The sequence below is a fragment of the Nocardia sp. Marseille-Q1738 genome (assembly GCF_965283145.1).
In genome coordinates, this window is the sequence record NZ_CBDIMS010000002.1 from 655,879 (window position 1) to 681,079 (window position 25,201).

22 protein-coding genes and 1 pseudogene are annotated in these 25,201 nt (G+C 66.2%); 12 read left to right on the forward strand and 11 right to left on the reverse strand.

All coding sequences use genetic code 11. The features are described 5' to 3' along the window. Positions 1-7: 7 nt before the first annotated feature. The 3 genes from ACWPXK_RS11405 to ACWPXK_RS11415 are packed head-to-tail and all read left to right on the forward strand — an operon-like array spanning position 8 to position 1,905. Positions 8-691: a uracil-DNA glycosylase gene (locus ACWPXK_RS11405; RefSeq protein ID WP_454196031.1), complete on the forward strand. Its 684-nt coding sequence runs from the start codon at positions 8-10 to the stop codon at positions 689-691. 52 nt (positions 692-743) lie between these two features. After that, the gene (locus ACWPXK_RS11410; protein WP_364331109.1) at positions 744-983 is read left to right on the forward strand and encodes a hypothetical protein; all 240 of its coding nucleotides are present in this window, start codon (positions 744-746) and stop codon (positions 981-983) included. A 58-nt stretch (positions 984-1,041) separates the two neighbouring features. Then, entirely contained in the window at positions 1,042-1,905 is an 864-nt protein-coding gene (locus tag ACWPXK_RS11415; RefSeq protein ID WP_454196032.1) for an alpha/beta fold hydrolase, read from the forward strand. Between the two features lie 7 nt (positions 1,906-1,912). On the opposite strand, the gene ACWPXK_RS11420 is transcribed toward ACWPXK_RS11415, so the two are convergent. From ACWPXK_RS11420 to rpmB, 3 genes are all read right to left on the reverse strand, one after another. After that, on the reverse strand, positions 1,913-2,701 hold the full coding sequence (locus tag ACWPXK_RS11420; RefSeq protein ID WP_454196033.1) for an enoyl-CoA hydratase/isomerase family protein: 789 nt from the start codon (positions 2,699-2,701) through the stop codon (positions 1,913-1,915). A gap of 9 nt (positions 2,702-2,710) precedes the next feature. After that, positions 2,711-3,253, reverse strand: a complete 543-nt coding sequence (locus ACWPXK_RS11425) for an N-acetyltransferase family protein (RefSeq protein ID WP_454196034.1) — start codon at positions 3,251-3,253, stop codon at positions 2,711-2,713. A gap of 104 nt (positions 3,254-3,357) precedes the next feature. Further along, on the reverse strand, positions 3,358-3,549 hold the full coding sequence (rpmB, locus tag ACWPXK_RS11430; RefSeq protein ID WP_011210730.1) for a 50S ribosomal protein L28: 192 nt from the start codon (positions 3,547-3,549) through the stop codon (positions 3,358-3,360). 327 nt (positions 3,550-3,876) lie between these two features. Between rpmB and ACWPXK_RS11435 the strand changes: the two genes are divergently transcribed. Continuing rightward, positions 3,877-5,676, forward strand: a complete 1,800-nt coding sequence (locus tag ACWPXK_RS11435; protein WP_454196419.1) for a DAK2 domain-containing protein — start codon at positions 3,877-3,879, stop codon at positions 5,674-5,676. Between the two features lie 3 nt (positions 5,677-5,679). Continuing rightward, entirely contained in the window at positions 5,680-7,959 is a 2,280-nt protein-coding gene (gene recG / locus ACWPXK_RS11440; protein ID WP_454196035.1) for an ATP-dependent DNA helicase RecG, read from the forward strand. 8 nt (positions 7,960-7,967) lie between these two features. Here the strand turns inward: recG and ACWPXK_RS11445 are convergent, their stop codons facing one another. From ACWPXK_RS11445 to ACWPXK_RS11470, 6 genes and pseudogenes are all read right to left on the reverse strand, one after another. Continuing rightward, positions 7,968-9,038: a hypothetical protein gene (locus ACWPXK_RS11445; RefSeq protein WP_454196036.1), complete on the reverse strand. Its 1,071-nt coding sequence runs from the start codon at positions 9,036-9,038 to the stop codon at positions 7,968-7,970. 106 nt (positions 9,039-9,144) lie between these two features. After that, complete coding sequence (locus ACWPXK_RS11450; RefSeq protein ID WP_454196037.1) at positions 9,145-10,728, reverse strand: type VII secretion target; 1,584 nt, start codon at positions 10,726-10,728, stop codon at positions 9,145-9,147. Between the two features lie 429 nt (positions 10,729-11,157). Beyond that, positions 11,158-11,796, reverse strand: a complete 639-nt coding sequence (locus ACWPXK_RS11455) for a TetR/AcrR family transcriptional regulator (protein ID WP_454196038.1) — start codon at positions 11,794-11,796, stop codon at positions 11,158-11,160. A 47-nt stretch (positions 11,797-11,843) separates the two neighbouring features. Further along, on the reverse strand, positions 11,844-12,848 hold the full coding sequence (locus ACWPXK_RS11460) for a sensor histidine kinase (protein WP_454196039.1): 1,005 nt from the start codon (positions 12,846-12,848) through the stop codon (positions 11,844-11,846). A 491-nt stretch (positions 12,849-13,339) separates the two neighbouring features. Then, complete coding sequence (locus tag ACWPXK_RS11465) at positions 13,340-14,029, reverse strand: response regulator transcription factor (RefSeq protein WP_454196040.1); 690 nt, start codon at positions 14,027-14,029, stop codon at positions 13,340-13,342. Between the two features lie 562 nt (positions 14,030-14,591). Further along, positions 14,592-14,737 (reverse strand): annotated as a pseudogene (locus ACWPXK_RS11470) (transposase); the annotation flags it as partial. Positions 14,738-14,842: 105 nt separating this feature from the next. Here ACWPXK_RS11470 and ACWPXK_RS11475 point away from each other — a divergent pair. Then, complete coding sequence (locus ACWPXK_RS11475; RefSeq protein ID WP_454196041.1) at positions 14,843-15,373, forward strand: GNAT family N-acetyltransferase; 531 nt, start codon at positions 14,843-14,845, stop codon at positions 15,371-15,373. On the opposite strand, the gene ACWPXK_RS11480 is transcribed toward ACWPXK_RS11475, so the two are convergent. Beyond that, the gene (locus tag ACWPXK_RS11480; protein WP_454196042.1) at positions 15,346-16,728 is read right to left on the reverse strand and encodes a helix-turn-helix domain-containing protein; all 1,383 of its coding nucleotides are present in this window, start codon (positions 16,726-16,728) and stop codon (positions 15,346-15,348) included. The two genes, ACWPXK_RS11475 and ACWPXK_RS11480, sit on opposite strands and share 28 nt — an antisense overlap. Before the next feature lie 449 nt (positions 16,729-17,177). Between ACWPXK_RS11480 and ACWPXK_RS11485 the strand changes: the two genes are divergently transcribed. The 6 genes from ACWPXK_RS11485 to ACWPXK_RS11510 all read left to right on the forward strand — a co-directional run bounded on the left by ACWPXK_RS11485 (position 17,178) and on the right by ACWPXK_RS11510 (position 23,503). Beyond that, positions 17,178-17,687 carry a DUF4254 domain-containing protein gene (locus ACWPXK_RS11485; RefSeq protein WP_454196457.1) on the forward strand — a complete coding sequence of 170 codons (510 nt, stop codon included), beginning with the start codon at positions 17,178-17,180 and terminating at the stop codon, positions 17,685-17,687. Between the two features lie 26 nt (positions 17,688-17,713). Continuing rightward, a complete protein-coding gene (locus ACWPXK_RS11490; RefSeq protein ID WP_454196420.1) occupies positions 17,714-19,084 on the forward strand; it encodes a phosphomethylpyrimidine synthase ThiC in 1,371 nt (456 codons plus the stop codon). Between the two features lies 1 nt (position 19,085). Continuing rightward, entirely contained in the window at positions 19,086-20,114 is a 1,029-nt protein-coding gene (locus ACWPXK_RS11495) for a hypothetical protein (protein ID WP_454196043.1), read from the forward strand. Next, positions 20,111-21,091 carry a UDP-glucose 4-epimerase GalE gene (gene galE, locus ACWPXK_RS11500; RefSeq protein ID WP_454196044.1) on the forward strand — a complete coding sequence of 327 codons (981 nt, stop codon included), beginning with the start codon at positions 20,111-20,113 and terminating at the stop codon, positions 21,089-21,091. Before ACWPXK_RS11495 ends, galE begins: the two co-directional genes overlap by 4 nt. A 246-nt stretch (positions 21,092-21,337) precedes the next feature. Then, positions 21,338-21,922, forward strand: a complete 585-nt coding sequence (locus tag ACWPXK_RS11505; protein WP_454196045.1) for a hypothetical protein — start codon at positions 21,338-21,340, stop codon at positions 21,920-21,922. A gap of 141 nt (positions 21,923-22,063) precedes the next feature. Continuing rightward, positions 22,064-23,503, forward strand: coding sequence for an exonuclease domain-containing protein (locus tag ACWPXK_RS11510; protein WP_454196421.1), 1,440 nt, complete (start codon positions 22,064-22,066; stop codon positions 23,501-23,503). 143 nt (positions 23,504-23,646) lie between these two features. Here the strand turns inward: ACWPXK_RS11510 and ACWPXK_RS11515 are convergent, their stop codons facing one another. Then, the gene (locus ACWPXK_RS11515; RefSeq protein ID WP_454196046.1) at positions 23,647-25,110 is read right to left on the reverse strand and encodes an MFS transporter; all 1,464 of its coding nucleotides are present in this window, start codon (positions 25,108-25,110) and stop codon (positions 23,647-23,649) included. Positions 25,111-25,201 lie beyond the last annotated feature (91 nt).

A 25,201-nucleotide genomic window follows, 5' to 3' on the forward strand; every position in this document is an offset into this window, starting at 1 on the left:
TGCGGTCATGGGCACGAAACCACTGTCGGAAATCATGGATCCGGGATGGGCGAAGGCACTCGAGCCGGTGGCGGATCGGATTGCCGCCATGGGCGAGTTCCTGCGTGCCGAGAACGCGGCGGGCCGTGGCTACCTACCGGCCGGTGAGAACGTCCTGCGCGCCTTCCAGCGTCCGTTCGACGACGTGCATGTGCTCGTCGTCGGCCAAGATCCCTATCCGACACCCGGCCACCCGATGGGCCTGAGTTTCTCCGTGGCGCCGGACGTTTCGCCGATTCCGCGCAGCCTGGCCAACATCTTCGCCGAGTACAGCAAGGACCTCGGCCACCCCACGCCGTCCTGCGGCGATCTGAGTCCGTGGTCGGACCAGGGGGTGCTGATGCTGAACCGAGTGCTCACCGTGTCGCCCGGCAAGCCGGCCTCGCATCGGGGCAAGGGCTGGGAGGCGGTCACCGACCAGGCCATCCGGGCCTTGGTCGCCAGGGACGAGCCGCTGGTGGCGATCCTCTGGGGCAAGGACGCGGCGACGTTGAAGCCGCTGCTGATCGAGTCCGAGATCCCCTATATCGAGTCCGCGCATCCGTCGCCGTTGTCCGCGTCGCGCGGGTTCTTCGGTTCGCGCCCCTTCTCGCGAGTGAACGAACTACTCGACGAACTAGGGGCCGAACCGGTTGACTGGCGCCTGCCCTGAATCGGGCGCCAGTGTGTGATCGACCGAGAGAAAACGAGTGAGGAGCTCTTCCATGCACAACACCACCGTCCGCGGCGCGCTGCGCGGCACCACCGCGACCCTGGCCGTCTGCGCCGCGCTCACCAGCGGCGCCGCCGTCGCGGGTGCCGCCCCACTGCGGCTCGAGCCCGCCACGGAGACCACCACGGCTCCGGTCGCCGAGGAGTACACCTCCAGCGGCTCCTCCACGATCTCCTCGTCGGTGCACGCCAAGATCGCATGCCTGGTCTTCGCGGGGAACCTCGCCTGCTGAGCGACCGATTCGTCAGGTTCGCCCCGCCGAAGGCCGGTGTTGTGCGATCCTACAGATCGTGAGTAATGCGAACGATCTTCTCGAACCGTCTCGGCTCCGGCTGCGCGGTTCGGGCGGAATCGAGCTGGCCGCCGACCAGTTCGGCCCGGTCGACGGCCCGCTCGTCGTCTTCCTGCACGGCGGCGGCCAGAACCGTCACTCGTGGAAGCAGACCGGCGCGCGGTTGGGCGCGTCCGGGATGCGCGTCATCACCCTGGACGCGCGCGGCCACGGCGACAGCCAGTGGGCGCCCGACGGCGACTACCGGCGCCACACCATGGTCCAGGATTTGCTGCTCGTGCTGGAACAACTCGGCGCGCCCGCGGTGGTGGTGGGTGCCAGCATGGGCGGCATCACCGGACTGCTCGCCACCGCGCGGCCCGGCGGGGAGGCGATCATCGCCCTGGTGCTGGTCGACATCGTGACCAGGCCGGAGCCGGAAGGCGTCGCACGGGTGATCGACTTCATGGGCAAGCATCGCGACGGCTTCGACAGCCTCGAGCAGGCGGCCGACGCGGTCGCCGCGTACCTGCCGCACCGCCCGCGCCCGAAGAACACCGACGGTCTGCTGCGCAACCTGCGCGAACGCGACGGCCGCTGGTACTGGCATTGGGATCCGGACATGCTCGGCGGCCGGCTCGAGGACCCGTCCGCGATGATCGAGCAGATGGAGGACGCGGCGCGCATCCTGAGCATTCCGGTGCTGTTGGTGCGCGGTATGCGTTCGGACGTGGTGAGTCCCGAGGGAGCCGAGGCGTTCCAGCGGTTGGTGCCGCATGCCCAGCTCGTGGAGATCGGTGGCGCCGCGCACACCGCGGCCGGTGACGACAACGACTCGTTCACCGATGCGGTGGCGAAATTCGTGCTCTCGATCCGGGAATGACGCGGGCTCAGGCGAGCCCGGTGTAGTCGGGCTTGCGCTTCGCGACGAACGCGTCCACGCCCTCGCGACCGGCGGGCGAGTTCGCCGCCGCGGCGATGCCGTCCCGTTCGCGGTCCAGCTGATCGCTCAGCGTCGCCGAATTCGATTCCCGCAGCAGAGATTTGATGCTCGCGTGGGTGGAACGCGGTCCGGTGGCGAGAGTGCGCGCGAGGCGCTGTGCCTCGTCGGCGATGTCCGTATCCGGGACCAGCCTGCTCAAGATGCCCAGGCGCACCGCGTCGTCGGCGTCCAGCACGGCGTCGGTCAACAGGATCTCCCTGGCCCGTCCCGCACCGACCAGGCGCGGCAGTGTCCAGGACATGCCGCCGTCGGGACTCAGTCCGATGCCCGGATAGGCCGGGCGCAGCTTGGTGCCCGGACCGCCGAGCGCGATGTCGGCCAGGCAGACCAGGCTCATTCCCGCGCCCGCGGCCCAGCCCTGCACCGCGGCCACCACCGGGACGGGCGTTGCGTCCAGCGCGCGGACGAATTCGTGCAGGTCGGTGGCGAGACCGTGGATGTGCGCCGAGCGGTCCGGCGCCGCGGCGAAGCCGCGCACATCGCCGCCCGCGCAGAAGTTCGCGCCGGTGCCTCGCAGCAGCACCGCGCCCACGTCGGCCCCGAGCGAGCCCAGTGCGGCGGTGCCCGCGTTGATGCCGGCGAAGTCCATCGACGTGCCGTTCGCGGCGGTGGCGATGGTGATCCGGAGAACGCCGTCCACGGTCGTCACGTACTCGGCTTGCTCAGTGGAGGTCATGTCTGCACCCTAATCGGTGCCATCCGGGGCCTCGGCCGGTGCGAAGTCGCCGTGCGTCCTCGATGGGCGGACCATGCGCACCTCGATCGCGGAGGTGAACGATTCGACCTTGCGGGTGCCGTCGAGCATGAATCCGTGCCTGCGGTAGAAGGCCTGCGCGCGGGGATTCTGCTCGAACACCCACAGTGAGCACGCGGCGGCCGGATCGAGCGCGGCGCGGATCAGGTCGTCGGCTACGCCGCTGCCGTGCCAGGGGGTGCGGACATAGAGGGCGTGCAATTCCCACGGGGCCACGGCGTGCGCGTCGCGAGACGGGCCTGCGCTGGCGAATCCGATCACCGCGTCGGCGACGATCGCGACATACGTGCGGCCGGGATGCCGCACACGGTCGCGCTCCCACTGCGCGGCCCGGCGGTCGACGTCGAACGCGTCGAGCACGTGCGCGGGTACCAGGTCGCGATAGGCCTCGCGCCAGCAGGCGATATGGCATTCGGCGAGGCTGCGTGTGTGCTCGGCGGCCAGCGGCAGAATCCGCCACGGATGGTCGGTCATACCGGCCATGCTCGCCGAACCGCCGCAGTCATGACGACGCCCCGGACCACCCGAGACGGGTGCCGGGGCGTGTGCCGGTGGTGCTGGTCGGCCGGAGGCCGGAATCAGCCGCGGACGACCTTGCCCGCCTTCAGGCAGGAGGTGCACACGTTCATGCGGCGGGTGTTGCCCGGCGCGACCTGTGCGCGAACGGTCTGGATGTTCGGGTTCCAACGACGGTTGGTGCGCCGGTGCGAGTGCGAGACCGACTTCCCGAAGCCGGGGCCCTTGGCGCAGACGTCGCAGACGGCAGCCATAGTCGCGAACTCCTTCATGTCATGTGGGGACCGCCGCCTTCGCGATGCGGCGTTGTCCCGGTGCAATGTCAAGTGTGCCCTGTCGGCGGAAGCCGACCAGCGCAGACCGGCGACGGCCGCGCGAGGCAACCCTGCAAGGGTAGCTGTGCGGCCACCGATCCACCAAACCGGTCCCAGGGGACGAGTGCCGGAACGGATGCTGGGCACACCCGATTGTAGTGGGACGGTGTTGCCAGGTCCCTGTCGGCACCGCCCGCTAACCTGACGGTCGGTGGTGGTGCGCAGGTGGCGGAAGGGAGAGTCGACGTGCCCGGAGCGCGGGATGTGATGGACGGCATGGCATTGCTGTGCTGGGGTCGCACCTGCCTCACCGGCCTGGAACTGCGGCGCGAGGAGATCAACGCGCTCAATGTCTTCCCCGTCCCGGACGCCGACACCGGAACCAATCTGCTTGCCACCATGCGCGCCGCGGTCGCGGCAGCGGAGGCGGCCGCGGCGAGCCCGTCGGCGAACAGCGCCGATAGCGCGGCCCATACCGTCGCCGCCGCGATGGCGCACGGTGCGACGGTCGGCGCACGCGGCAATTCCGGAATCATCCTGTCCCAGGTGCTGCGCGGCGTCGCCGAGGCGGTGCGCGGCGGGCCGCTGACAGCGGACCGCCTGCGCGACGCGCTCGCCAGGGCGTCGGCGCTGGTACGCGAGGCGCTCAGCGTGCCCATCGAGGGAACCATCCTCACCGTCCTGGACTGCGCGTCCGCGGCCGCCGCGACCTGCCCGGATCAGGCGCTGGGCGACGTTGCGCTCGCGGCGGCCGATGGCGCGGCCAAAGCGCTCGGCGACACGCCTTTTCAGCTCGGTGTGCTGCGCGCGGCCGGTGTCGTCGACGCGGGCGCCCGAGGACTGGTCGTGCTGTTGGACAGTCTGGTCTCGGTGACCCGCGGCGAAGCGCCCACGCGGCCGGAGTATCCGCGGGCCCGTGAGGCCGCGATGCGATCGGCTCCCGTCGACGCCGAGCCGCGATACGAGGTGATGTACCTGCTGGCCGACGCCGACGAGGCGAAAGTGGCGGCGCTGCGGGCCCGCCTCGCCGAACTCGGCGACTCGGTCGTGGTCGTGGGCGACGGCGACCGGTCCTGGTCGGCCCACGTGCACTGTGCCGACGCGGGCGCGGCGGTGGAGGCGGGGATCGCGGCGGGCACGCTCAGCCGGATCCGCATCGAGAACGTCGCTTTCGGGGCGCACCACGAGGGGCACGACGAAACCGTCGTACCGTGGGCCGACCGCCGCGGCGGAGGCGCGGGAACCGGCAGCTTCGCCATCGTTGACGAGACCGATGCGGCCGAAGGCAGCGGCCGTGAGTCCGCCGCACGGGTGGAACCTGCACCATCAGGTGGCGCAGTCGTGGGATCTACCGCTGCGGGCTCGCAGGTGGCGGGCGTTCTCGGCGCTGCGTGGATATCGCGGCCCCCGGCAGACCGCGGGATTCTGGCCGTGGTCGCCGGAGACGGCGCCGCGAGCCTGTTCGAGGACGCGGGCGCGGTGGTGCTGGCGGCCGACCCCGCGGTCACCGCGACGACGCTGCTGGCCGCGATCCGGCGGATGCCCAACCGCGAGGTGCTGGTGCTGCCCAACGGCGCGCTACCCGCGCACGAGCTGGTCGCCGTCGGCGTCGCGGCCCGTGACGCGCATCGTGACGTGCTGCTGCTGCCGAGCGCGTCCATGGTGCAGGGTCTGGCCGCGCTGGCCGTGCACGACCGCGGCCGGATCGCGGTCGACGATGCCTTCGCCATGTCCGAGGCCGCCGCCACGACGCGGTGGGGATCGCTGCGTGCCGCCACCGAGCGCGCGCTCACCCTGGTCGGCACCTGTGCATCGGGCGATGGGCTGGGGCTGGTCGGCCACGAGGTCGTCGTGATCGACCGCGACGTGCGCACCGCCGGACGGACACTGCTCGATCGGCTGCTCGCCTTCGGTGGTGAGCTGGTCACCCTGCTGATGGGCGCGGAGGCGCCGGAGGAACTCGGCGCCGAACTCGCCGCGCATATCGCGCAGGGTTTCCCCGGTGTCGAGGTGATCGTGTATTCCGGTGGGCAGCACGGCGATTTGGTGCAGATCGGAGTGGAGTAGGGCATGGCGACACTGAGCGATCGGCTCGACCACATCCTGGGCGCGAAGGCGGCCGCCTCGCTGGCGGACGCGTTCGACATGCACACCGTCGAGGACCTGTTGCGGCACTATCCGCTGCGCTATGCGACCCAGGGCCAGCCGCTCACCGAGGAGGCGCCCGAGGACGGTACTCATATCACGGTCATCGGGCGGATCACCAAGGCCGAGCTGCGGCCGATGCGCAATCGCCGCGGTTCGCTGCTGAAGGTGGTCCTCGACACCGGCTCCGGCCGCGGCGTCGACGTCACCTTCTTCCATGGTGACAAGGTGAAATACGTTGTGCGCGAGGGACTGCGGGCGATGATGTCGGGCACCGTGAACTACTGGCGCCCCGGTCAGTGGAACCTCAGCCACCCCGGCTACCTGATCCTGCCCGAGGCCGACGGCGACGACTCGGTCGGGTCGCTGACCAAGGTGCGCGGCGGCGGGGATCTACGCGGCCTCGCCGAGAGCGCGAAAGGCGCTGGGGGAGTGGACAGCTCGTTCATGGAGCGGGAGTTCATCCCGGTCTATCCGGCGACCGCGAAGGTGCAGAGCTGGGACGTGCTCGCGTGCGTGCGCCAGGTACTCGACCAGCTCGATCCCATCGAGGACCCGCTGCCGGAAGCCATGCGTGCTGAACGCGCACTGCTGAACCTGTCCGACGCGCTGCGCCTGATCCATCTGCCCGACCGCAAGTCCGACATCGATCGGGCCAGGGATCGGCTGCGTTTCGACGAGGCGCTGGCCTTGCAACTGGTGCTGGCCGAGCGGCGGCACGAAGTGTCCGGCCGTCGCGCGCGAGCCTGCCCGCCACGCGCGGACGGCATCGCCGCGGCGTTCGATCACCGGCTGCCCTTCGAGCTCACCGCGGGGCAGAAGCAGGTGGTCGGCGAGATCTCCGCCGATCTGTCCCGGGAGCAGCCGATGCACCGGCTGCTGCAGGGGGAGGTCGGCTCCGGTAAGACGATCGTCGCCCTGCACGCCATGCTCCAAGTGGTCGACGCCGGATTGCAGTGCGCGCTGCTCGCGCCCACGGAAGTGCTTGCCGCGCAACACTATCGGTCGTTACGCGGCATGCTCGGCGAGCTGGGCGCCGCGGGCGAGCTCGGCGCGGCCGAACACGCGACCCGCGTGGTGCTGGTGACCGGGTCGATGTCGGCCTCCGCCAAGAAGGCCGCGCTGCTGGAGGCGGTGACCGGCCAGGCGGGCATCGTGATCGGCACGCACGCGCTGATCCAGGACAACGTCGAGTTCTTCGATCTCGGCATGGTGGTGGTCGACGAGCAGCATCGTTTCGGCGTCGAGCAGCGGGATGCCTTGCGCGCCAAGGCGAAAGCGGGTGCGAGCCCGCATCTGCTGGTGATGACCGCGACGCCGATCCCGCGCACCATCGCGATGACCACGCTCGGCGACCTGGAGACCTCCACGCTCACCGAATTGCCGAAAGGCCGCTCGCCGATCGTCTCCAAGGTGGTGCCGCGCAGGCAGCATCCGAACTGGGTGGATCGCGCGTGGGAGCGGATCGTGGAGGAGGTCACCGCCGGGCGCCAGGCTTACGTGGTGTGCTCGCGCATCGGCGACGACGAAGAGGGGACGGGCAAGTCCCGCAACGGGCGCGCGAAGTCCGGCGACGGCGAGAAGGAGGGCCCGACCACGCAGGCGGTGCTCGACGTGTTCGAGATGCTGAGCGGCGGGCCGCTGTCGGGCGTGCGGGTCGGCCTGCTGCACGGCAGGTTGCCCGCCGACGAAAAAGACCAGGTGATGCGCGCGTTCAACGACGGATCAGTGGACGTGCTGGTGTGCACCACGGTGGTCGAGGTCGGTGTCGACGTGCCGAACGCGACGGTGATGGTGATCGTCGACGCGGACCGCTTCGGCGTCAGCCAGCTGCACCAGCTGCGCGGCCGGATCGGGCGCGGCACGCACCCGGGGCTGTGCCTGCTGATCACCGACGCCGCGCCGGGCGGATCGGCGATGGCGCGGCTGGACGCCGTGGCCGCCACCACCGACGGCTTCGAACTCGCGGTGCTCGACCTGCGCACCCGCCGCGAAGGCGACGTGCTCGGCGCCGCCCAGTCCGGCACGGCCCGCTCCCTGCGCCTGCTGTCGCTGCTGGATGATCTGGAGGTCATCACCGCCGCCCAGGAATTCGCCCGCTCCGTCGTCGCCTCCGACCCCGGCCTGACCAGGCACCCCGGTTTGGCGAGCATGATGCATGCCGCCGTGGATTCCGAGCGATTGGAGTATCTGGCCAAATCCTGACCATGCGTCTAGTCGCCTTGCTGGGGTTTTTGCATGAGCGATGACACGGCCTGTATCAGCGGCATCAAGGCGGACATCGCGCTGCTGCCATCTCCGCCACCCGAGTACTGGCCGCCGCTCACCGGGCCCTGCATCGGCATGCCCACCCCGGGCGAGAGGGTGTGGACGAATCTTTCGCCGTTGGGGCCGTGGTCGTCGCGCATGTGGACGAATCTTTCGCCGTTGGGGCCGTGGTCGTCGCGCATGTGGACGAATCTCTGACCGTTCGAGCCGTGGTCGTCGCGCATGTGGACGAATCTCTGACCGTTCGAGCCGTGGTCGTCGCGCATGTGGACGAATCTCTCACCGTTCGAGCCATGGCCGTCGCGCATTCGGACGAACTTGGCACCGTCTGGCATCGGCCCGGGGTGTGAGGCATTGCCAATGGCTTGTTCCATGTCATACATCGCGCTGCCGTTGGGCAGGCTGTCGTCAGTTGTCTCAAAGATGCGACCATCCTGCACTTTGCGAATCTTGACTTTCTTTGGCATGTTCTGGTCGATTCGAAAGGCGTTGTCCTCGGACTCCTGGCGTGCCCGAAGCACCACGTGATGAGTGGTCTCCAGCGCCGAGTCGATGTGACCGCGCATGATCGTTTCTTGAGCTTTGGTCAACTTGCCCGGAACGGACAGCTGATCCTCGAGGGTTGTGATCGTGTGCCGGAGGGTGTTCAACGCGCGTGGCCCGATCATGGCGGCGTCGTCAACGGCGGACCCGGCGATCCGATCGCCGCTATCGAGGTCTCGTCGCCAGATTTTAACCGCGTGGTGGCGTCCTTTGTATCCGTTGGCGATGGCACCTCGGCCGATATTCTCGCCTCCCGGTACTGCCTGATCGAACGGGTCGTCCGTCCCTGCTGGATCGCCGGCGTCGTGCCCCGGACCGATCAAGTGGACGCTGGCCTTGGTTCCGGGATCACCCGGACCCATGCTGTCGACCGCTGTTTGCAGCGTCGCCTCGGATTTTTTGATGATGTGCAGGAAATCCGCCGAGCCGTCCGGGCGCGGCAAGTGCACGAGAAACCGACCTTGATGAGCCATGATTATTCCTGAATTCGTATCGACGCGAAGCCGGTTCGCGTTGTCTCCAGAGTAATGGCGGTACGGAGACGAGACCTTCTATGGAAATACCGTGCCGGTGGTGGGCTCATCGGCTCACCCTTCCGAAGGGGATGTCGCGGTGGCCCTGAGTCGCGGGGCTCGACAGGTTGACTGGAGGCGGTGGCGCGACCGTGGTCGGTGCCGTAATCGTGGTCGGGCTCGCGGGCGTGGCGTCGGATGAGCCGGCGGCGAGCAGCGGGTGGTTAACGATCTGCGCGTAGCTGTAGGCGGCATCACGGAGCAGCTGGCGGGACGGCTCGTTGGCGAGTAGCAGGAGAAGTTCGTCGGCATGAAGCTCGAGCGCGAGTGTCCGTGCGACTTCCGGGGCCTGGCCGGGTGACGGTTCGGCGCCACTGAACGCGGCTGTGCTGAGGTGTTGCTCAGTTCTGGTTGCGTCGGTGTGGCGAAGCTCGGCCCACCACGCCGACGGGATCGCCTGCCCGCGGGCGAGTTGGGTCAGGAGGCGTTCGCGGAGTTGGCGCAGTTCGCCGCCATCCCGGTTTCGTCGCCCGACTCGAGCGTGGGCGTCGGAGGCGAGTCCGGCGATGCCGGCCCGGATCATGGTGTCCGGCACCGTGTCGATTTCCGAGTCCAGACCGCCTGAACTGTAGATGCTGAGGCGGTCGACGAGGCCCGCGGTGGTGTCGACCGGATACAGCCCAGGGGTTATGTCGCCTTCGACAGCGGCGTCGGGAACGGCGCTGCGCAGGCTCTCGTCCAACGGGCCGGTGGTGACGAGGGCCGTCATCCGCGATTGGTGCCTTGGCCCCCACACCGATCCGAATTCGACCAGAATCCGCGCCGGGTCGGAGGCGCCCTCCCAGGCGATCTCCGCCCCGTCCAGGGTGTTGGCGATTTTCGGGGCCCACGGTGTGGCGATCGTGCTCGGGAGTTGTACGCCCGCTGGTAGCCAACCGCGGCCGTGATTCGATGTCACGAATGTTTGCACCAGATCGCCCGCACGCATCACCGATACCGCCCAATCCAGGCCGCGCATATCCGGCGCGGTGTTGATAATTGTGCTCAGTTGCCTTCGGGCGAGATCGAGATCCTTTTCGTCCGAGCTGTCCGTTGCGCGCGGCGGCGTGGTTTCTCGCCCGTCGTCCCGACCGCCGAAACCCACGCCAGGCCTCGCCATTGCAGTGCCGTCATTCGTGCCGGTGTTGTCAGTTTTCCCCGTCGCGGATTCGTCATAGATATCGGGCGACCGGAGATCCGAGGCAAGTACGTTCGTAGATGTGGTGGAGATCGGATAGCTCGAGGAGACTGCGGGTGTGTCGGTGTTGTACGCGGGATGCGGTGAATTCGAGTGCCCTGGGTCGCGACCCGCTTGCTGAATACTGTGCCCGTGTTCCTGGTCGGCCAACTCCATCTGCCATGCCACGGTGCGCAATTGATCGGCGGTGCGTTGATGGGTATCAGCGAGCGCGTTGCCGTTCTCCTGCCGGGCATCGACGTAGCGGAGCAGGGCGTGATACACCGGGAGTGCGATGTTGCCGTAGCGCGCGAGGTAGCTGTCGAGCCATTCTGTGGGCGGCGCTACCCTGGCGCGGATGTTGTCTGCCTCCTGCGCATGGTGGATCGCCAACTGCCGCAGCAGATCAAGATCGATGTCCAGTGGTTCGGTCATATCGGCGGTATCTCCCGCTATGGTGCTCGGCGTTCTTCAGGTACGGCGCTCATCTCGCCCAACAGTCCGACAGTAGGCCCGCACCAACTATCGGCATTCCCATAGCGTTTTCCTCGCCGACACAGGACGTTGTCGACATGGCTGGGCTCCTTCGCTGTGCAGATTTTCGCCAGGTGAAGTTGATACAGAATAGAGGAATCGCGAGCTCATCTTCTACTGGCTATTACCGAAACTGGGAAATAGTCGCAAGCCCTGCGAAAACGTCCGACATGGCAGTGTTGGATAGCGTGTACCACGGACTGTTGCGAAAGGGTCGCTCATCTTTTTCATGTGCTCTGCCGACCAGCTTCGCATCCCGGTCCGCGCCGTTGAAACTCGGCAACCGGTCCCGAAGCCGAAAAGGTCCGGGCCTCGGAGCACCAGAATTACTCACCATCTGTCAGCTTTTTCGAGGGATCGTGCTGTCTGGACGAGCCAGGTGCCGATCATTGCGGCGGTTTCGGTGATGACCTTCTCGTAGTCCATCTCGATCGCGTCGCCGGCGGTGATCCGGTAGCAGGTCGCCAGTCCGGCGTTGGAAATCACGAAGGCCATGGTCTCTAGATCTTGTCCCGGCAGTTGCCCCAGCGCATTCGCCAGATATGTCTTGACGATCCGGCGCAGCCGTCGCTCGAACTCGGGCAAACTGCTTCCTTGCAAGGTCGATTCGGCTACCAATGCTCGCACCAAATCGGCATGTACGGCCAGCCTGCTGGTTACGGCGCGCATGCCGGCCGCGATCGAATCGGCCGGTCGCAGCGATGCGCCAACCAAGGCAGCTACGGTGAAGTCCTCTTCGAGCTCGTCGATCAGCTGGCGTCGCAGCACGTCGACAATCTCGTCCCGGTTCGCGAAGTATCGGTACAAGGTGCCGATACTCACTCCCGCATGCGCGGCGATCCGATTGGTCGACGTGTCCATCACACCCCGCTCGGCGAAAAGCTGAGCTGCCGCTTCCAACAACTTCCGACGCGTATCCTTCGCGCGGCTTTGCCGGGGCTTCTTCCGCAGGCGGTCTGTGTTGTGCATCGGTACCTACTCCACATCCCGACATCCGACAGGCAGTCGCCGCGCACTCATCGCGTGGTGGCGATCCGTACCCGAAGGCGGACGCCGCCGCGCGGGCTACGCTCGAGTTCGGCTGTGCCGGCATGGATTTCGGCCTGCTGACGCACCAGTGCCAGACCCAGCCCGGAACCGCTCGAGCCGGGGCCCTTCACGAACCGGTCGAAAGCCCCGGCCCCGAGCTCGCCCTGCATACCGCGTCCGTCGTCGTCGATGACGATGTCGACCGCGCCGTCGTCGTGGTGGGCCGCGACGGTGACAGTCCGGGCCTGCCCGTGCTGCACCGCATTGGCGACGGCGTTCGTCACGATGAGCATGAGCCCGCCCGCCAATCCCATGATGGTGGTCGGCACACATTCGGTGAGTTCGACCCGCACGCCGGGATGCCGCCGCCGGGCGTCCTGTACCGCGCGATCGAGGGTTTCACACAGCTCGAACGGTTCGAACGCGTCCGATTCGGTGAGTTCACCGACGGCCAGCCGCTCCAGATCGGCGAGCGTGTTCTCGATCTGCTGTTCGGCGAGCAGGACATCGGACAGCACCGCGCGCCGCTGCTCCGCGGGCAGCTCCTTGGTGGCCAGCACCTGCAAATCGGTACGCATGGCGGTGAGCGGTGTGCGTAGTTCGTGTGCGCACACCGCAGCGAAATCCCGCGCGCCGGCAAGAGCCCGCTTCGACTCAGCGTGTGCCGCCTCCAGCCTGGCCAGCATCCGGGTGATGGCGTCGGACAGCTCCTCTGCCTCGCGGGCGCCGCGTCCGGACAGCGGTGGCAGCCGCTCCAGAGTGTCGATGCCGTGCGTGGCGGTGGCGAGACGGCGCAGTGGCCGCGCCGCATATCCGGCGAGGAACCAGCCGAGGACGACGGCGGCGACAACCCCGCCGACCCCGATTGCCAAACCGATCAGCTGACTGCGGTGAATGGCCGCGACCACCGCGTCGCGATCCGGGCTCAGCCGCACCAGCAGTCCTGGCGCCCCAGCGACCGACGCGACCGCCTCGTTTGGTGCGACCCACATTTGTGTTGGTGGCAGAAGCATGGGTCCGTTCGGTGGAGGCGGCAGAAGCATGGGTGCGTTCGGTGGAGGCGGCAGCAGCATGGGTGCGTTCGGTGGAGGCGGCAGAAGCATGGGTCCGTTCGGTGGAGGCGGCAGAAGCATGGGTGCGTTCGGTAGCGGTGGCAGGAGCCCGGCCTCCCCTCGTTGGGCGAGCTGAACATTCATCGTCGAGATGGTCTGGTTCAGCTGCCGGTGGCCGGTCGTGGCCAGCAATGCGAAGTATGTGATGCCGAGGGTGACCGCAACCAGCGCGGCGACGCCACCCGATACCAGAGCGAACCGGACCCGCAGCGACAGCGACCGGGGCGCTTCGCTGATCGCCGCATCGCGCCTTGCGGCGGTTCCGCTTGACGCGTGACCGGCTGTGCTCGCTTCTTGCTCGCCCACTATTGCGTCCTCCCGGTGGCCGGCTCCGCCGTCCGTGAGATCCGCTCTGCGTGGAGACATCCTGCTCACGATTCCGCCCTCAACACGAATCCGACGCCTCGCACCGTATGGATCACACGCGGCGTGCCGTACGCCTCCAGCTTGCGACGCAGATAGGAGACGAACACATCGACCACATTGGTGTCGGTGGTGAAGTCGTAACCCCACACCGCGGACAGGATCTGCTCACGGCTCAGCACGATGCCGACGTGATCCGCCAGCAGGGCCAGCACCTCGAACTCACGCTTGGTGAGTTCGATCGGCATCCCGCTCGCGAGCACCCGATATCCGGCCCGGTCGATGCACACGTCCCCGACGCGGCGCAGATCGGTCGGCTGCCGCACGAGTGGACGGCGGCGCAGCAGTGCGCGCAGCCGGGCGACGAGTTCGCCGAGATCGAAGGGTTTGGTGAGGTAGTCGTCGGCACCGCGCTCGAGGCAGGCGATGCGATCGGTCACGGCGGTACGGGCGCTGAGCACGCAGATCGGAATGTCGCTGCCCATCGCCCGCAGCGCGGTGACGACCCCTGCCCCGTCCAGGTCCGGCATGTTCACGTCGAGCACCATGGCGTCGGGTGCCGCTGTGCGGACCAGGCTCAGGGCCTCCGCGCCGCTACCCGCGGTAACGACGTCGAAGTCCGAGAGTTCGAGCCCGCGTCGCAGGGACGCGAGCACTCGAACCTCGTCGTCCACGACCAAGATCCGCTGTCCGGTCATGTGATCACGATAGTGATGGACCTGGATCGACCGCCGCTGTCAGACCGCGCTGCCGCGGCATGATATGCGCCGGGCGCCGGGCGGGACGGTTGCGGCTTACGGCCTTCGATACGCAGCTGCGGTCTGTCGGGACCGTCTGGGACGAGCTGGACCCGGACGTTCGGTGCGCTGGGCTCGGCCGGGGCGATGACGACCGTGCTCGCCGGATCGGGCGGGCACTCTCCGAGCGCAACGCCCGGCGGCACCGGGGCCCGCGCGGCCGGATCCGGATTGATGCAGACAATGACCGGACCGTTCGGGCCGCCGGGCGGCTGCGGCGGCTGGGCTGCGGCGGCACCCGCCACCACCAAACATCCCACCACGGCGAGCGTTGTTCCGATGAGCACGGTGCCGACGCGGCTTGCGCCTCTGAGGCGAGCCGTCATGCTTTTTCTCCTTCGCCGGAGGTGCCGTTCGATTTGATCGGTGCAAACGACAGTAGAAAGCGGATCTTCAGCACTTCTTGAGTAATCGTTAGGGAATCATTAGAGCCCATCTGAGAACTCAGATGTTCTGGCCCGCTGTGGCGGGCCAGACGGCGGGTGAGTGTGTGGATGGCGGCGATGTAGACCATCGCTTCGTGGTGGTCTCATAGTCGCGGATCAGGCGGCGGTGTTTGGTCAGCCACCCGAATGTTCGTTCCACCACCCACCGGCGGGGCAGGACCTCGCTGCAGCCTGGGATCACTCGCCGACCGAAACCGCGTGGTGCGCCGCCGTGACCCGAGCCAGCAGCTAGGGACGGGTTGCCTCGGTCGGCTCTATCGTGGGAAGCATGCTCGATGATGTGGATATCGATTGGACAGCGAGCAGTCGACTCACATCGTTCGATGACGTGTGTGCACTGTTCGATCGGGTGTTTGCCGCGCCGCCTTACGGTTGGGGTCAGGTCCAGTCAGAGCGGCATCGCGCGGTACTGGCCTCGCGTGCCGAGGAGCCCGGATTCAAGTTGATCGTGGCTCGCAGAGCGAATTGTGTGGTGGGTGCCGCGTACGGGTTTCCCGCTGACGGCCAGTGGTGGAAGGACGTTCATCCGATGAGCGCTTCCGAGCAGGACACCTTCACGGTCAGCGGGATAGCGGTGGACGAGCCTTGGCGGCGACATGGACTCGGTCGCCGGATGCTTGCCCAACTCGTCGACGGCTGCGGCAAGCCGCGAGCCGCCGTGGCTGTGCTGCCGAATGCCAGTGGGGCGCAACGCTTTTATTTGAACCTCGGGTGGCGGTTCCTCGGCCGGAAACATTTGCCTCCGACAGCACAAATCGAATTCCTTGAGATTTATTCGGTCGCACTGTCTAATTTGTAGTTGGCGAGAAGGCTATCCAGTTCTTTTACTTCAGTTGTATCAGCCCAATTGTTCAAGCCCAACCGCGTTTGTCGAAGACTGGTGGCGAGCCTCGCAGAGCGAGTCGCCGATGCCAGTGCTGCGGCTTGTCCAAGGTTATCGACAGCCTCGTCAATATTGCCCAATGCGACCTGAGCCCGACTCAGGTCAATCATGGAGAATGCGCGGTCTCGAATGAATGAACCATCGGTCAGCGCCATCGACTCTCTCGCGGATTCCTCGGCCTTGCGGGCGTTTCCGAGTTGGAGGTAGCAATGGCTGTGCACGGCCGCGCTGAGTGTTGGGCTGTAGAAGTAGGCAAGCGATTTCGCGCGCGCGTCATCGGGAACTTCGGTCATGGCGGCGTTGATCTGCAAGGCAGCTGAGCAGGCGCGCTCGGCGCCGATGCCCGCGTACGCACGCGCCGCCATCTCGGCGGTATCTGCGCGGAGTAGGCGATCTTCGCTTTGCTCTGCCCAATGCATCGCAGCAGCGGCGTAGTCCACGGCAATCCGGTTTCGGCCCTGCCAGATAGCCAGATGACTCATGTGCGAAAGCACAAATACCCCAAGATTTACATTCTCGGCTTCATGGGCAGCGATCCTTGCCTTTTCATACAGGCGACCGGCCGCACCGAAATCCCCGAGATCGAAATGGAGCCATCCAGCGAATCGACACAGATCAGCGTATACGCTGATCAGTCGCGACCGTAACCGGGGCGGGCAGTCGCCGATCAGCGAATCAACGAGACGGGCCTGTGCAAGGACCGTTCCCAGCGCCGCCGCTGCTCCGAGTGCATCATCCTGCCGCTTCGCGGCTTCCAATACAGCTTCGATGCTCGTGATCAAGTGCTCATCGACTCGCGACTGCGAAGACTTCACGCCGACAGCGGCGACCAGCGCTCCGGCTCCGATACCAGTGACTACAGTGCGACGTGGGAGTGACACGAGGACGACCTCTCCAGCGGCGGTCCGGGCCGGCACCCAGACCTGGTCGGCATCTTCGACACCCAGCATGGTCGGCGCGAGCTGATCGAGAGTGTCACTCGCCAGGGTAACCGTTCTGAGCGAACTCGGATCGGACCCGTCGACTTGCTTGGGTCGGTGACTGAGCGCCTGCTCGAACTTCGCAACGACACCAGCGGATGCTTCGCTGAGAACACGCTCGAACTGGCGCTGACTGGACGCGCGCAGCCGCGCAGCTGAGCCCTGGTTCTCCCACAGCTCAATGCTCCGTGATGAGCACCCCAGCGTCCTTGCGAACTCCAGCGTCGACATGCGCATGGCTTCGCGCAGCAATCGACACTCGATCCCGGTCCAGTGATGGACATTGATCATCCGCCCAGCTCCAACCCCTGCTCATGGCGCGCCCTGTGCATCGAAAACTACACGGGTTCAACGAAGTCCGAGGCGGATCTATCGACCTTGCTAACCGATGTTTCGCCAAGTTGCGGATTTACTTCGTGGTTGCTTCACCCCGCTGCGGGCGACGCTGAGTTCGGCAATCCAGCGCTCTGAGAGCGCACCGTCCGTCGGATCCGACCTGATTCCCCGCGGAGATTCGGGCCGCGCTGGATTGCCTTCACCGCTACCAGGGAGGCCACCGACATGTATTTGCCATCAAGCGTTACCGATCTGTGGGAACACGAGCACGGCGACTGCCGGGCCGATCCGGTCATGGAACTGAGCCGTGACCGGGCCAACTTCATACTGTGCAAGCACGCCGGACACGGCGGGCAGTGTAGGCAATATCTCGCCGCGCTCAATCGGCTCTCCAGCGTTCTGGGGTGACCACCACCATGGCAGCCGAGCGAGATAAATACCGGTCGCTCCTCATGGAGGGGACTGCGGCCCGGCGGACACTCCCGGACTGGCATCGCCTCCTTCAGGCTTTTCGCGGGGAGACGGGTCACAACCCCGGCGACGACTTGATCCTCCGCTGGGCGCAGAACCTCGCACACTTGCAGCGGGTTCGGCACGTCAATCCCGATGCCGCTGAACGAATCGACCGCCGTAGAGGCGAGCTGGTTGTGATGATCAACGGCTGGGTCGCCGCCAACGTATGTCCGCGCTCGACGGCCGCCGAGCGCGTGGGGAAAGCCGTCGACGAACTGGCCTGTGCCTATGTGGGCGCCGAGTTCGTCTTGATCGCCGCCGAGCACGGGTCCGCGGAATGCGTTCACGACGCATGGAGCGAGGCCAGCAGCCTCGCCGTTCGTTGGACCGATCTGGTCGCCGAAGTTGTCGACGGTCAGCCACCGGTTCCATGGCGCCCCCAACGCACCACACCGAAGTAACCCCGATTGAAGGAAGAAGTTTCGAAATGCTCGACTTCGCAACAGATCCCCAATTCGTGTCGACCTGCGGCAAGGAAGGGATCGACCCCGCTGACGCCGCGCGCCGAGTCGCGGACGGAACACTTGTGTTTCTTCGCTCCGAAGCAAGCCGACACATGACGGACTACCGGCCGCTGCTCGTCGGCACCGGAACCCGCCGCAAGGTAGCGGGCCTTATCGGATTGGGGCCGCGCGACACCGACCGGAAGGCCATCGTCGACAGCATGTCGGTCATCCTCGCTGCGGGTCCTGATTCGGTGATGGATCTGACCACAAATCCCGAAGGGGTGGCGCTGCGTGCCGATCTGAAAGAAGTCGTGGGCGTGCCCCTGGGTGCGTGCTTGACCTACGACCTGTTCGCGGACCCGCGAAAGCAGCTGGGCCGCAGCGAATTCCTGGACCGATTCGAACTTGGACTGGCACCGGGCGTCGACTTCGTGCTCATCCACGCGGGCATCACTCCAGCGCTGGCGCAGTTGAGTGAGAAGTCCGATCGGATCATGCCCACCACTTCGCGTGGCGGTGGCTTGATCGCGCGATATATGCGGATGCACCACTGCGACAATCCGCTGATCGAGTACTTCGATGGCATCGTCGAGATCTGCCGCCGTCGCGAAGTCGTCCTCGATCTCGGCGATATCTTCCGTCCCGGCGCCACTGCCGACGCGGGCGACGAACTGAAGTGGCGCGAGATCGAACTCCTGGCCAAGCTGCGCCGGGAGGCCCTTGCCGGTGGTGTCCAAGTCCTGTGCGAAGCAGGCGGGCACATTCCGCTACACCTCATCCCCGAACTGATCCCGGCCTACAAGGACGCGCTCGGCGGTGCACCGCTGTGGTTGGCCGGGCCGATGGTCGTCGACAACGCGGTGACGCTCGACAGCATCGTCAACACGATCGGCGTCGCCAACGGCGGTCAGCATGGCGGCGACATGTTCGCCTCGATCACACAGGTCGAGCACTACGCGATGCCCACCGCGGCTGACACCGCGGAAGCAATCCGCAACGTGCGGGTCGCGATCACCGCGCTCGATCTCGTCCGCGGCTGGCCTGCCGAGATTGCCCGGCAACGTGCGATCAGCGTCGCCCGGCGCGCGAACGACTGGGAAACCCAAGCAGGCCACGCTCTTTACCCTGGTCTCGCAGGCAACGTCTTCATCGCGAACGGTCTGAAGAAGGGAGCGCCCTGCACCATCTGTGCGTCGCTGTGCCCGCACATCCACGCGAAGAAAGAGCACGAGGAACAACCGACAGCGGCGGTACAGTCCGGGCCGGTGCTGTTGCCCGTGCCCGAGATTGTGAAAAGCGAGCAGGAATCGAAGGCGGCCATGCGCGTCGCAACCGGTGAGCGGGAGGCGTGACGTGGACACCAGGGCCATGGCCCATCGCATCACCGGCCGCCTAGCTGACGCGGCAGAGCTCGAACCCGCGGCAATGAGCATCGCCGCCGACCTGCTCAGCCTCGGGCAATCCGTTCCGCCCGACGACTGGCTGATCGTCGGCGGCAGCCTCGCCCGCGGCGAACCTACCTTCATACGACATGATGCCGGTCGCCTGCTTATCAGCGACGTCGATTTCCTTTACGTGCATTACGGGGACGAACCCTCGACTCCGGTGTTCGAGCTGGTGAAGCTAGCCGAGAAGTCTTTCCCCACTGTCGATCTGATGAAGCTCTCACTCAGTGACTACCGTGCCATTCAGACCTCTCTCGGGCACGACTTCAAGAACATCGGCCTGGCCGTTACCGAGCATGGGCTACCTGATCATGACCCGGTCGAGCTGGAGGCCCGAGATGCCTACGAGATCCTGCTGTACTACACGCAGGCATATTTCTGGCTCGGCTTGCACGAACAGTGGCTGGCGGGGCATGACTCGGCACGCTTCCACCTGGCGGTGAGCCGGTTGTGCACGAAGGTGTTGCGGGCGGCCGGGATGCTCGATGGCGCATACGCACACCATGACTTCAGCCAGATGGCTCCTCACCTGGCGGAGCAGATGCGCGCCGAACTCCGCTGGCGGATCAACCCCACCCAACCGCCGATGAACCCTGGCCGTTACTGGAGCTATCTGCACGATGCGTTTCAACGGTTCGACGGCGAGTTCGGCCGACCGCGTGCCGACGCGGTCAACTACAGCCGGTATGCGACGACCAGCAGCGGACAGATCGTCGCCCGCCATCATCAGGCGGTATATGCGTTAGCTCGCGCGATGGCGGAGACCTGGATCGCTGACCCCGATCCGAAGGCATTGGCTACCGTGAAGCGTCGCGCCTGGGAGCGGATCACAGGCTGGACCGGCAGTCGGCCGCGGACGACGCCGGAGAGCTATTTCGGCGACTGCAAGCAGGAAATCCACGATCACCTACTCGCCATGAAAGTGCAGGTCAGATGAAACTACTGGTCACCGGGGGCGCGGGCTTCGTCGGCGCCACTGTCACGATGATGCTGCTCGACATCGGGCACGAGGTCGTCGTGGTCGACGACCTGTCCCGCAACTCCGACGAGCAGATACCCGACGGCGCGAAGTTCGTCGAATTGCGCGTCCAGGACATCGCGGAGGTCCTCACTCCCGGGGCCGGTTTCGACGCCGTCCTCCACTTCGCTGGGCTGATCGCGGCGGGCGAGTCGATGCATCACCCGGACTGGCATTGGGACAACAACACCCGCGCAAGCCTCGCGTTGCTCGACGCCATGCGCGCCACCGAGGTCGACAAGCTCGTCTTCTCCTCCACTGCAGCCGTCTACGGCGAGCCGACCGAACTGCCGCTCGTCGAGACCTCGCCGACCAGCCCGGTCAACACCTACGGCGACACCAAACTCAGCGTTGACCGGGCGATCACCAGCTACACCCGTGCGAGCGACACGTTCGGTGCCATCTCGTTGCGGTACTTCAACGTCGCAGGTGCGCACGACTGCGGCGACGGAACGATGATCGGCGAGCGCCACGATCCAGAGACCCATCTGATCCCGCTCGCGCTGGACGCAGCTCTCGGCAGGGTGGACAAATTCTCGCTGTTCGGCGACGACTACCCAACACCCGATGGGACGTGTGTGCGTGACTACATCCACATCACCGATCTTGCCCGCGCGCATCTACTGGCACTGGGTGCCATCCGGCCCGGTGAGCACCGAATCTTCAATCTCGGCAATGGAATTGGATTCTCCAACCGCCAGGTGCTCGAGGCGGTTAGCGAGGTCACCGGCGTATCGTTCGAGGTCGAAACCGCGCCGCGGCGGCCAGGTGACCCGGCGACTCTCTACGCGTCATCCGAAAAGGCGTACCGCGAGCTGGGCTGGATACCCGAGAAGCCCGACATCACGGAAATCGTCCGCGATGCCTGGCGATTCCACCAGACGCAGCCGCACTGATCCGTTACCTGGAGTTTTCGAATCACTCGAATACCTTGTGACAGAGCAGGTTTCCCCCGCATGTGAGGTTGGTGATCGACATCCCCGGGTCGTTCCCCGCGCGGGCACGGCTGACGCTTTATCCTGCAGTGACGCACCGGCATCTCCGAGAATGGCACGCGCCGAGCATGTTTCGTGCGATTCGCTGTAGCTGTCGGACTCTCGTCATAGAGTAACGACGCGTCACCGCGAGGAGATGGAGGGGGCATGCTTGGATTCGCAATCGTTGATAGGCAACTGGCCGCAGACGCAACTGCCGTGTGGCATACATGCCACGGCGAGGGTGTTCTGGTCAGCCATACGAACGCGGTCGTCATCTCGCATGATGACGAACGGCACGATGCGAAGGTCAGGGCGCTGACCATCGATCGGTCGGTCGTCCTCACTCACGGCACGACGCCACCGTTGGCTTTCGTCCACGCGCTTGGTCTCGACGCCTTCGACCGCCTTATCGACGAGACAACCGCTCACCAGCGGCTGATCTCCGACGCCGTCGCCGACTACGCGGCACGGACTCGCAATCGGAATCTCGTCATGCCGGACTTCCCGGTCGCACCCAAACTCACTGTTGACGAACGAGACGAGCCCGTGTACCGCGCACTGTCGGCCGCGAACTACGTAGCGAACGTATGGACGGCGTGGCTGGCCACCGACCAGCAACGCGTCCGCCGAACGGTTGACCCCCGGACCGGTGTGAACCCGTGGATCATGCCCGAGGAACTGGCGAGCCCCGTGCTTGCGGAGTTCCCACCTGAGTTCGCGAAGCGCGTGGAACCGGAATCGGTGGCCTGATGCTCAACTACACGGCCATCGACTTCGAAACCGCAAACTCGTATCGCGGCTCCCCATGCGCGGTCGGCCTCGTCCGTGTTCGCGACGGATGCCCGGTGGCAGAACGCCGCTGGCTGATACGACCGCCCGAGGGGGTCGATCATTTTCGCCCCCTTTAACACGTGGGTTCATGGCATTACCGAGGAGAAGGTTGCGAACGAACCCCGATGGAAGCATGTCCTTCCCAATATCGTCGACTTCATCGGCGATGACGTAGTGGTCGCCCACAACGCCGCGTTCGACATCGGTGTGATCCGCTACGCCTGCGCGGTGGACAACATCGAATGGCCGGAGATTCGATTCCTCTGCACGATGGTCCTCGCACGCCGGACACTATCACTTCCGTCGTACCGCTTGCCCTTCGTCCTTGAGACGTTAGGCGGCACGATCAAGGACCACCACGACCCTCTGGCCGACGCCCGGGCGGTCGTGGATGTTGTTCGTGGACTCGCCACCGACAACGGCGTCGATGACCTCGGCGAACTGGCCGATATGGCGGGTGTGTGCATCGGTCGCATGGTGAGCGGTCTCTATAAGGGCAGCGTTGCGACCTCGGGAGGCGGCGCCTCGCGGCTCGTCCGACCTGAGCTGAACCCGGACGCTGACCCCGACGGCTACCTCTACGGAAATGTCGTCGTGTTCACCGGCACCCTGATGTCGATGACCCGCCAGATAGCGTGGGAGGAGTGCGCACGTATCGGCGCGGTCGCAGACAACGACGTGACGAGGCGAACCAACGTACTCGTTGTCGGCGACATCAACCCTGCCATTCTCAGACCCGGCTCGAACGTCACCGGCAAGGCACGCAAGGCATTTCAGCTACAAGACAAAGGCCAACGGATCGAAGTGATGACCGAGGACGACTTCCTTCGATGCCTGGACGGGAAACCACTAGGCGTAGCGGATATCCTGGCGCGTTTCCATGATCATGAATCGGAAGCGCCTGCGGTGGCACCTACCCCGAGTCGTCTTCGCTCAGTGCCGCTGGCGGAGCGTCCAAAGCCCAAGCCGCCCAAGCCGCCGAGACCACTGCGACGCGAACCCGTTCCGACGGACCAGATATGCGCCGCCGACGGATGCGCAAACACCGCCGCATTCAGGACCCGATCGAAGCCGACTTGGTGCGCCGAGCACGTCACCGAATTGCAGCGTGCTGGTGGGATCAAGCCCCTGGAGCCGTTTTCACATCCCGACAGTTGGCAATTGACGGAATGCCTCACCTGCGCCGTCCAAGCGCACTACCGCTTCAACTACACCCTCGACAAGAACGCCTACGGTGAGGCGACCTGCCGAGCATGTTATTGGCGGAGTTGGGCGACCGACGCGAGCGCGATGCAAGGAGCGTGGGCTAACGTCGAACCGGTCCCGCATGAGAAGGCCAAAGCAGTCGCGGAGGAGCACGGGTTCGACTACCTCGGACCACTGACGGATCCATCGCTGCCCGACGACCCACACCACACCCGCTGCCGCCGGTGCGGAAAGATCAGCGCGTCCCGCCTCGGCGACATTTCATTTGGCTGCACATGCTCGCCCCGCGAGTAGCCCCGCGTCCCCGGTAGATAGCGGCGTCTATGCAACCCGTTCAGGAACGAAGGTAGGGTCGCCAGCGGATCGTGCGGCCTCTGCGTAGTGGACGACGTCGGTACTGGGGCCGGGAGTCGTTCGATTCCCGGCCCCTATCGACCTCAGACCGCCGCGGGCTCTGCGGCCGATGCCGTGGATTCGGCATCTCCGCGCGCGTTGACGGTCCACAACCCGAGGATCGCGGCGACCACGCCGATCACTCCGCCGACGAACAGCGCCCGCCCGAACCCGGCATTCATCGCCTCGATCGGCGCGTGACCCGCCGCGAGCTGAGCATTGGTGTGCGAGGTCGCGACGGCGGTGAGCACCGCGAGGCCGAGCGCCCCGCCCAGTTGCTGCCCGGTATTGAGCAGCGCGGCGGCCAGACCGGCTTGCTCGGGTGGCACGCCCGCGTTCGCCGCGGTGGTGTTCGCGACGAAGACACCACCGGCGCCCAGCGACATCACCAGCATTCCCGGCAGCAGATCGGTGACGTAGGACCCGTCGGTCGACATGCGCGACAGCAGCAGGACACCGATCCCGCACAGCAGCGACCCGACCACGGTGAAGATCCGCGTCCCGGTCCGGGTGAAGAACTTCGTCGCCAGGCCCGCGGCCACACCGATGGTCAAACTCACCGGGAGGTAGGCGACGCCCGCCTCGAACTCGCCGTAGCCGAGCACCGTCTGCATGTACAGCGTGACGAAGAAGAACATCGACAGCATGCCCGCGGCGATCACCAGGTGCGACAGGTTCGCCGCGGCCAGTCCGCGGATGCCGAAGATCGACAGCGGGACCAGCGGGTCGGCGGTGGCGCGCTCGTTGACGACGAACGCGACGAGCAGAACCGCGGCCACACCGAGCAGGCCGATCGTGCGCGTGTCGCCCCATCCGTAATCCGGGGCCTTCACCAAGCCGAACACCAGCGTCATCAGGCCCGCGGTCGCCAAGACCGTACCCAGCACGTCGAAGCCGCGCCGGATGTCATTGCGCTGATCGTTCGGAATCAGCAGCGGGATGGCCACCAGCACCAGCACGGAGACCGGCGTGTTGACGTAGAAGACCCAGCGCCAGCCCGGCCCCTCGGTGATCACCCCGCCGAGGAACACGCCGGCTGCCGATGCCAAACCCGCGGCACCACCCCAGATTCCGACCGCGGTGTGCCGATCCGAGCCCTCCCGGAAACTGGTGGTGAGGATCGACAGGGCGGCGGGCAGCATCAGCGCGGCGCCGATACCTTGTGCGAAGCGAGCTCCGATCAGCAGCCCGCTGCTGTCGGCGAGCCCGCCGAGCGCGGAGGAGACGCCGATGACGACGGTCCCGGCGATCAGGATCCGGCGGCGTCCGAGCAGATCGGCCAACCTGCCGCCGAGCAGCAGCAACCCGCCGTAGGTGAGCAGATATCCGCTGGTGACCCACTGCAGCGTAGGCAACGACATGCCGAGTTCGCGTTGGATGGTCGGCAGCGCGACATTCACGATGGAGCCGTCGGCGAAGTCGAGGAAGGCGACCGTGCACAGCAGCGCCAGCGTGAGTTTGCCGCGACGGGTCGCCAAGAACGATGGTGTTTCGGTGGGTGCGAGCACTCCGATGTCCTCTCTCGATGCGGACGTTGTCGTCCGTTGCGAACCGAGAGGCTTCGCGTCGGCTGGATGTGACATCGCGGCGCGGTGTCGA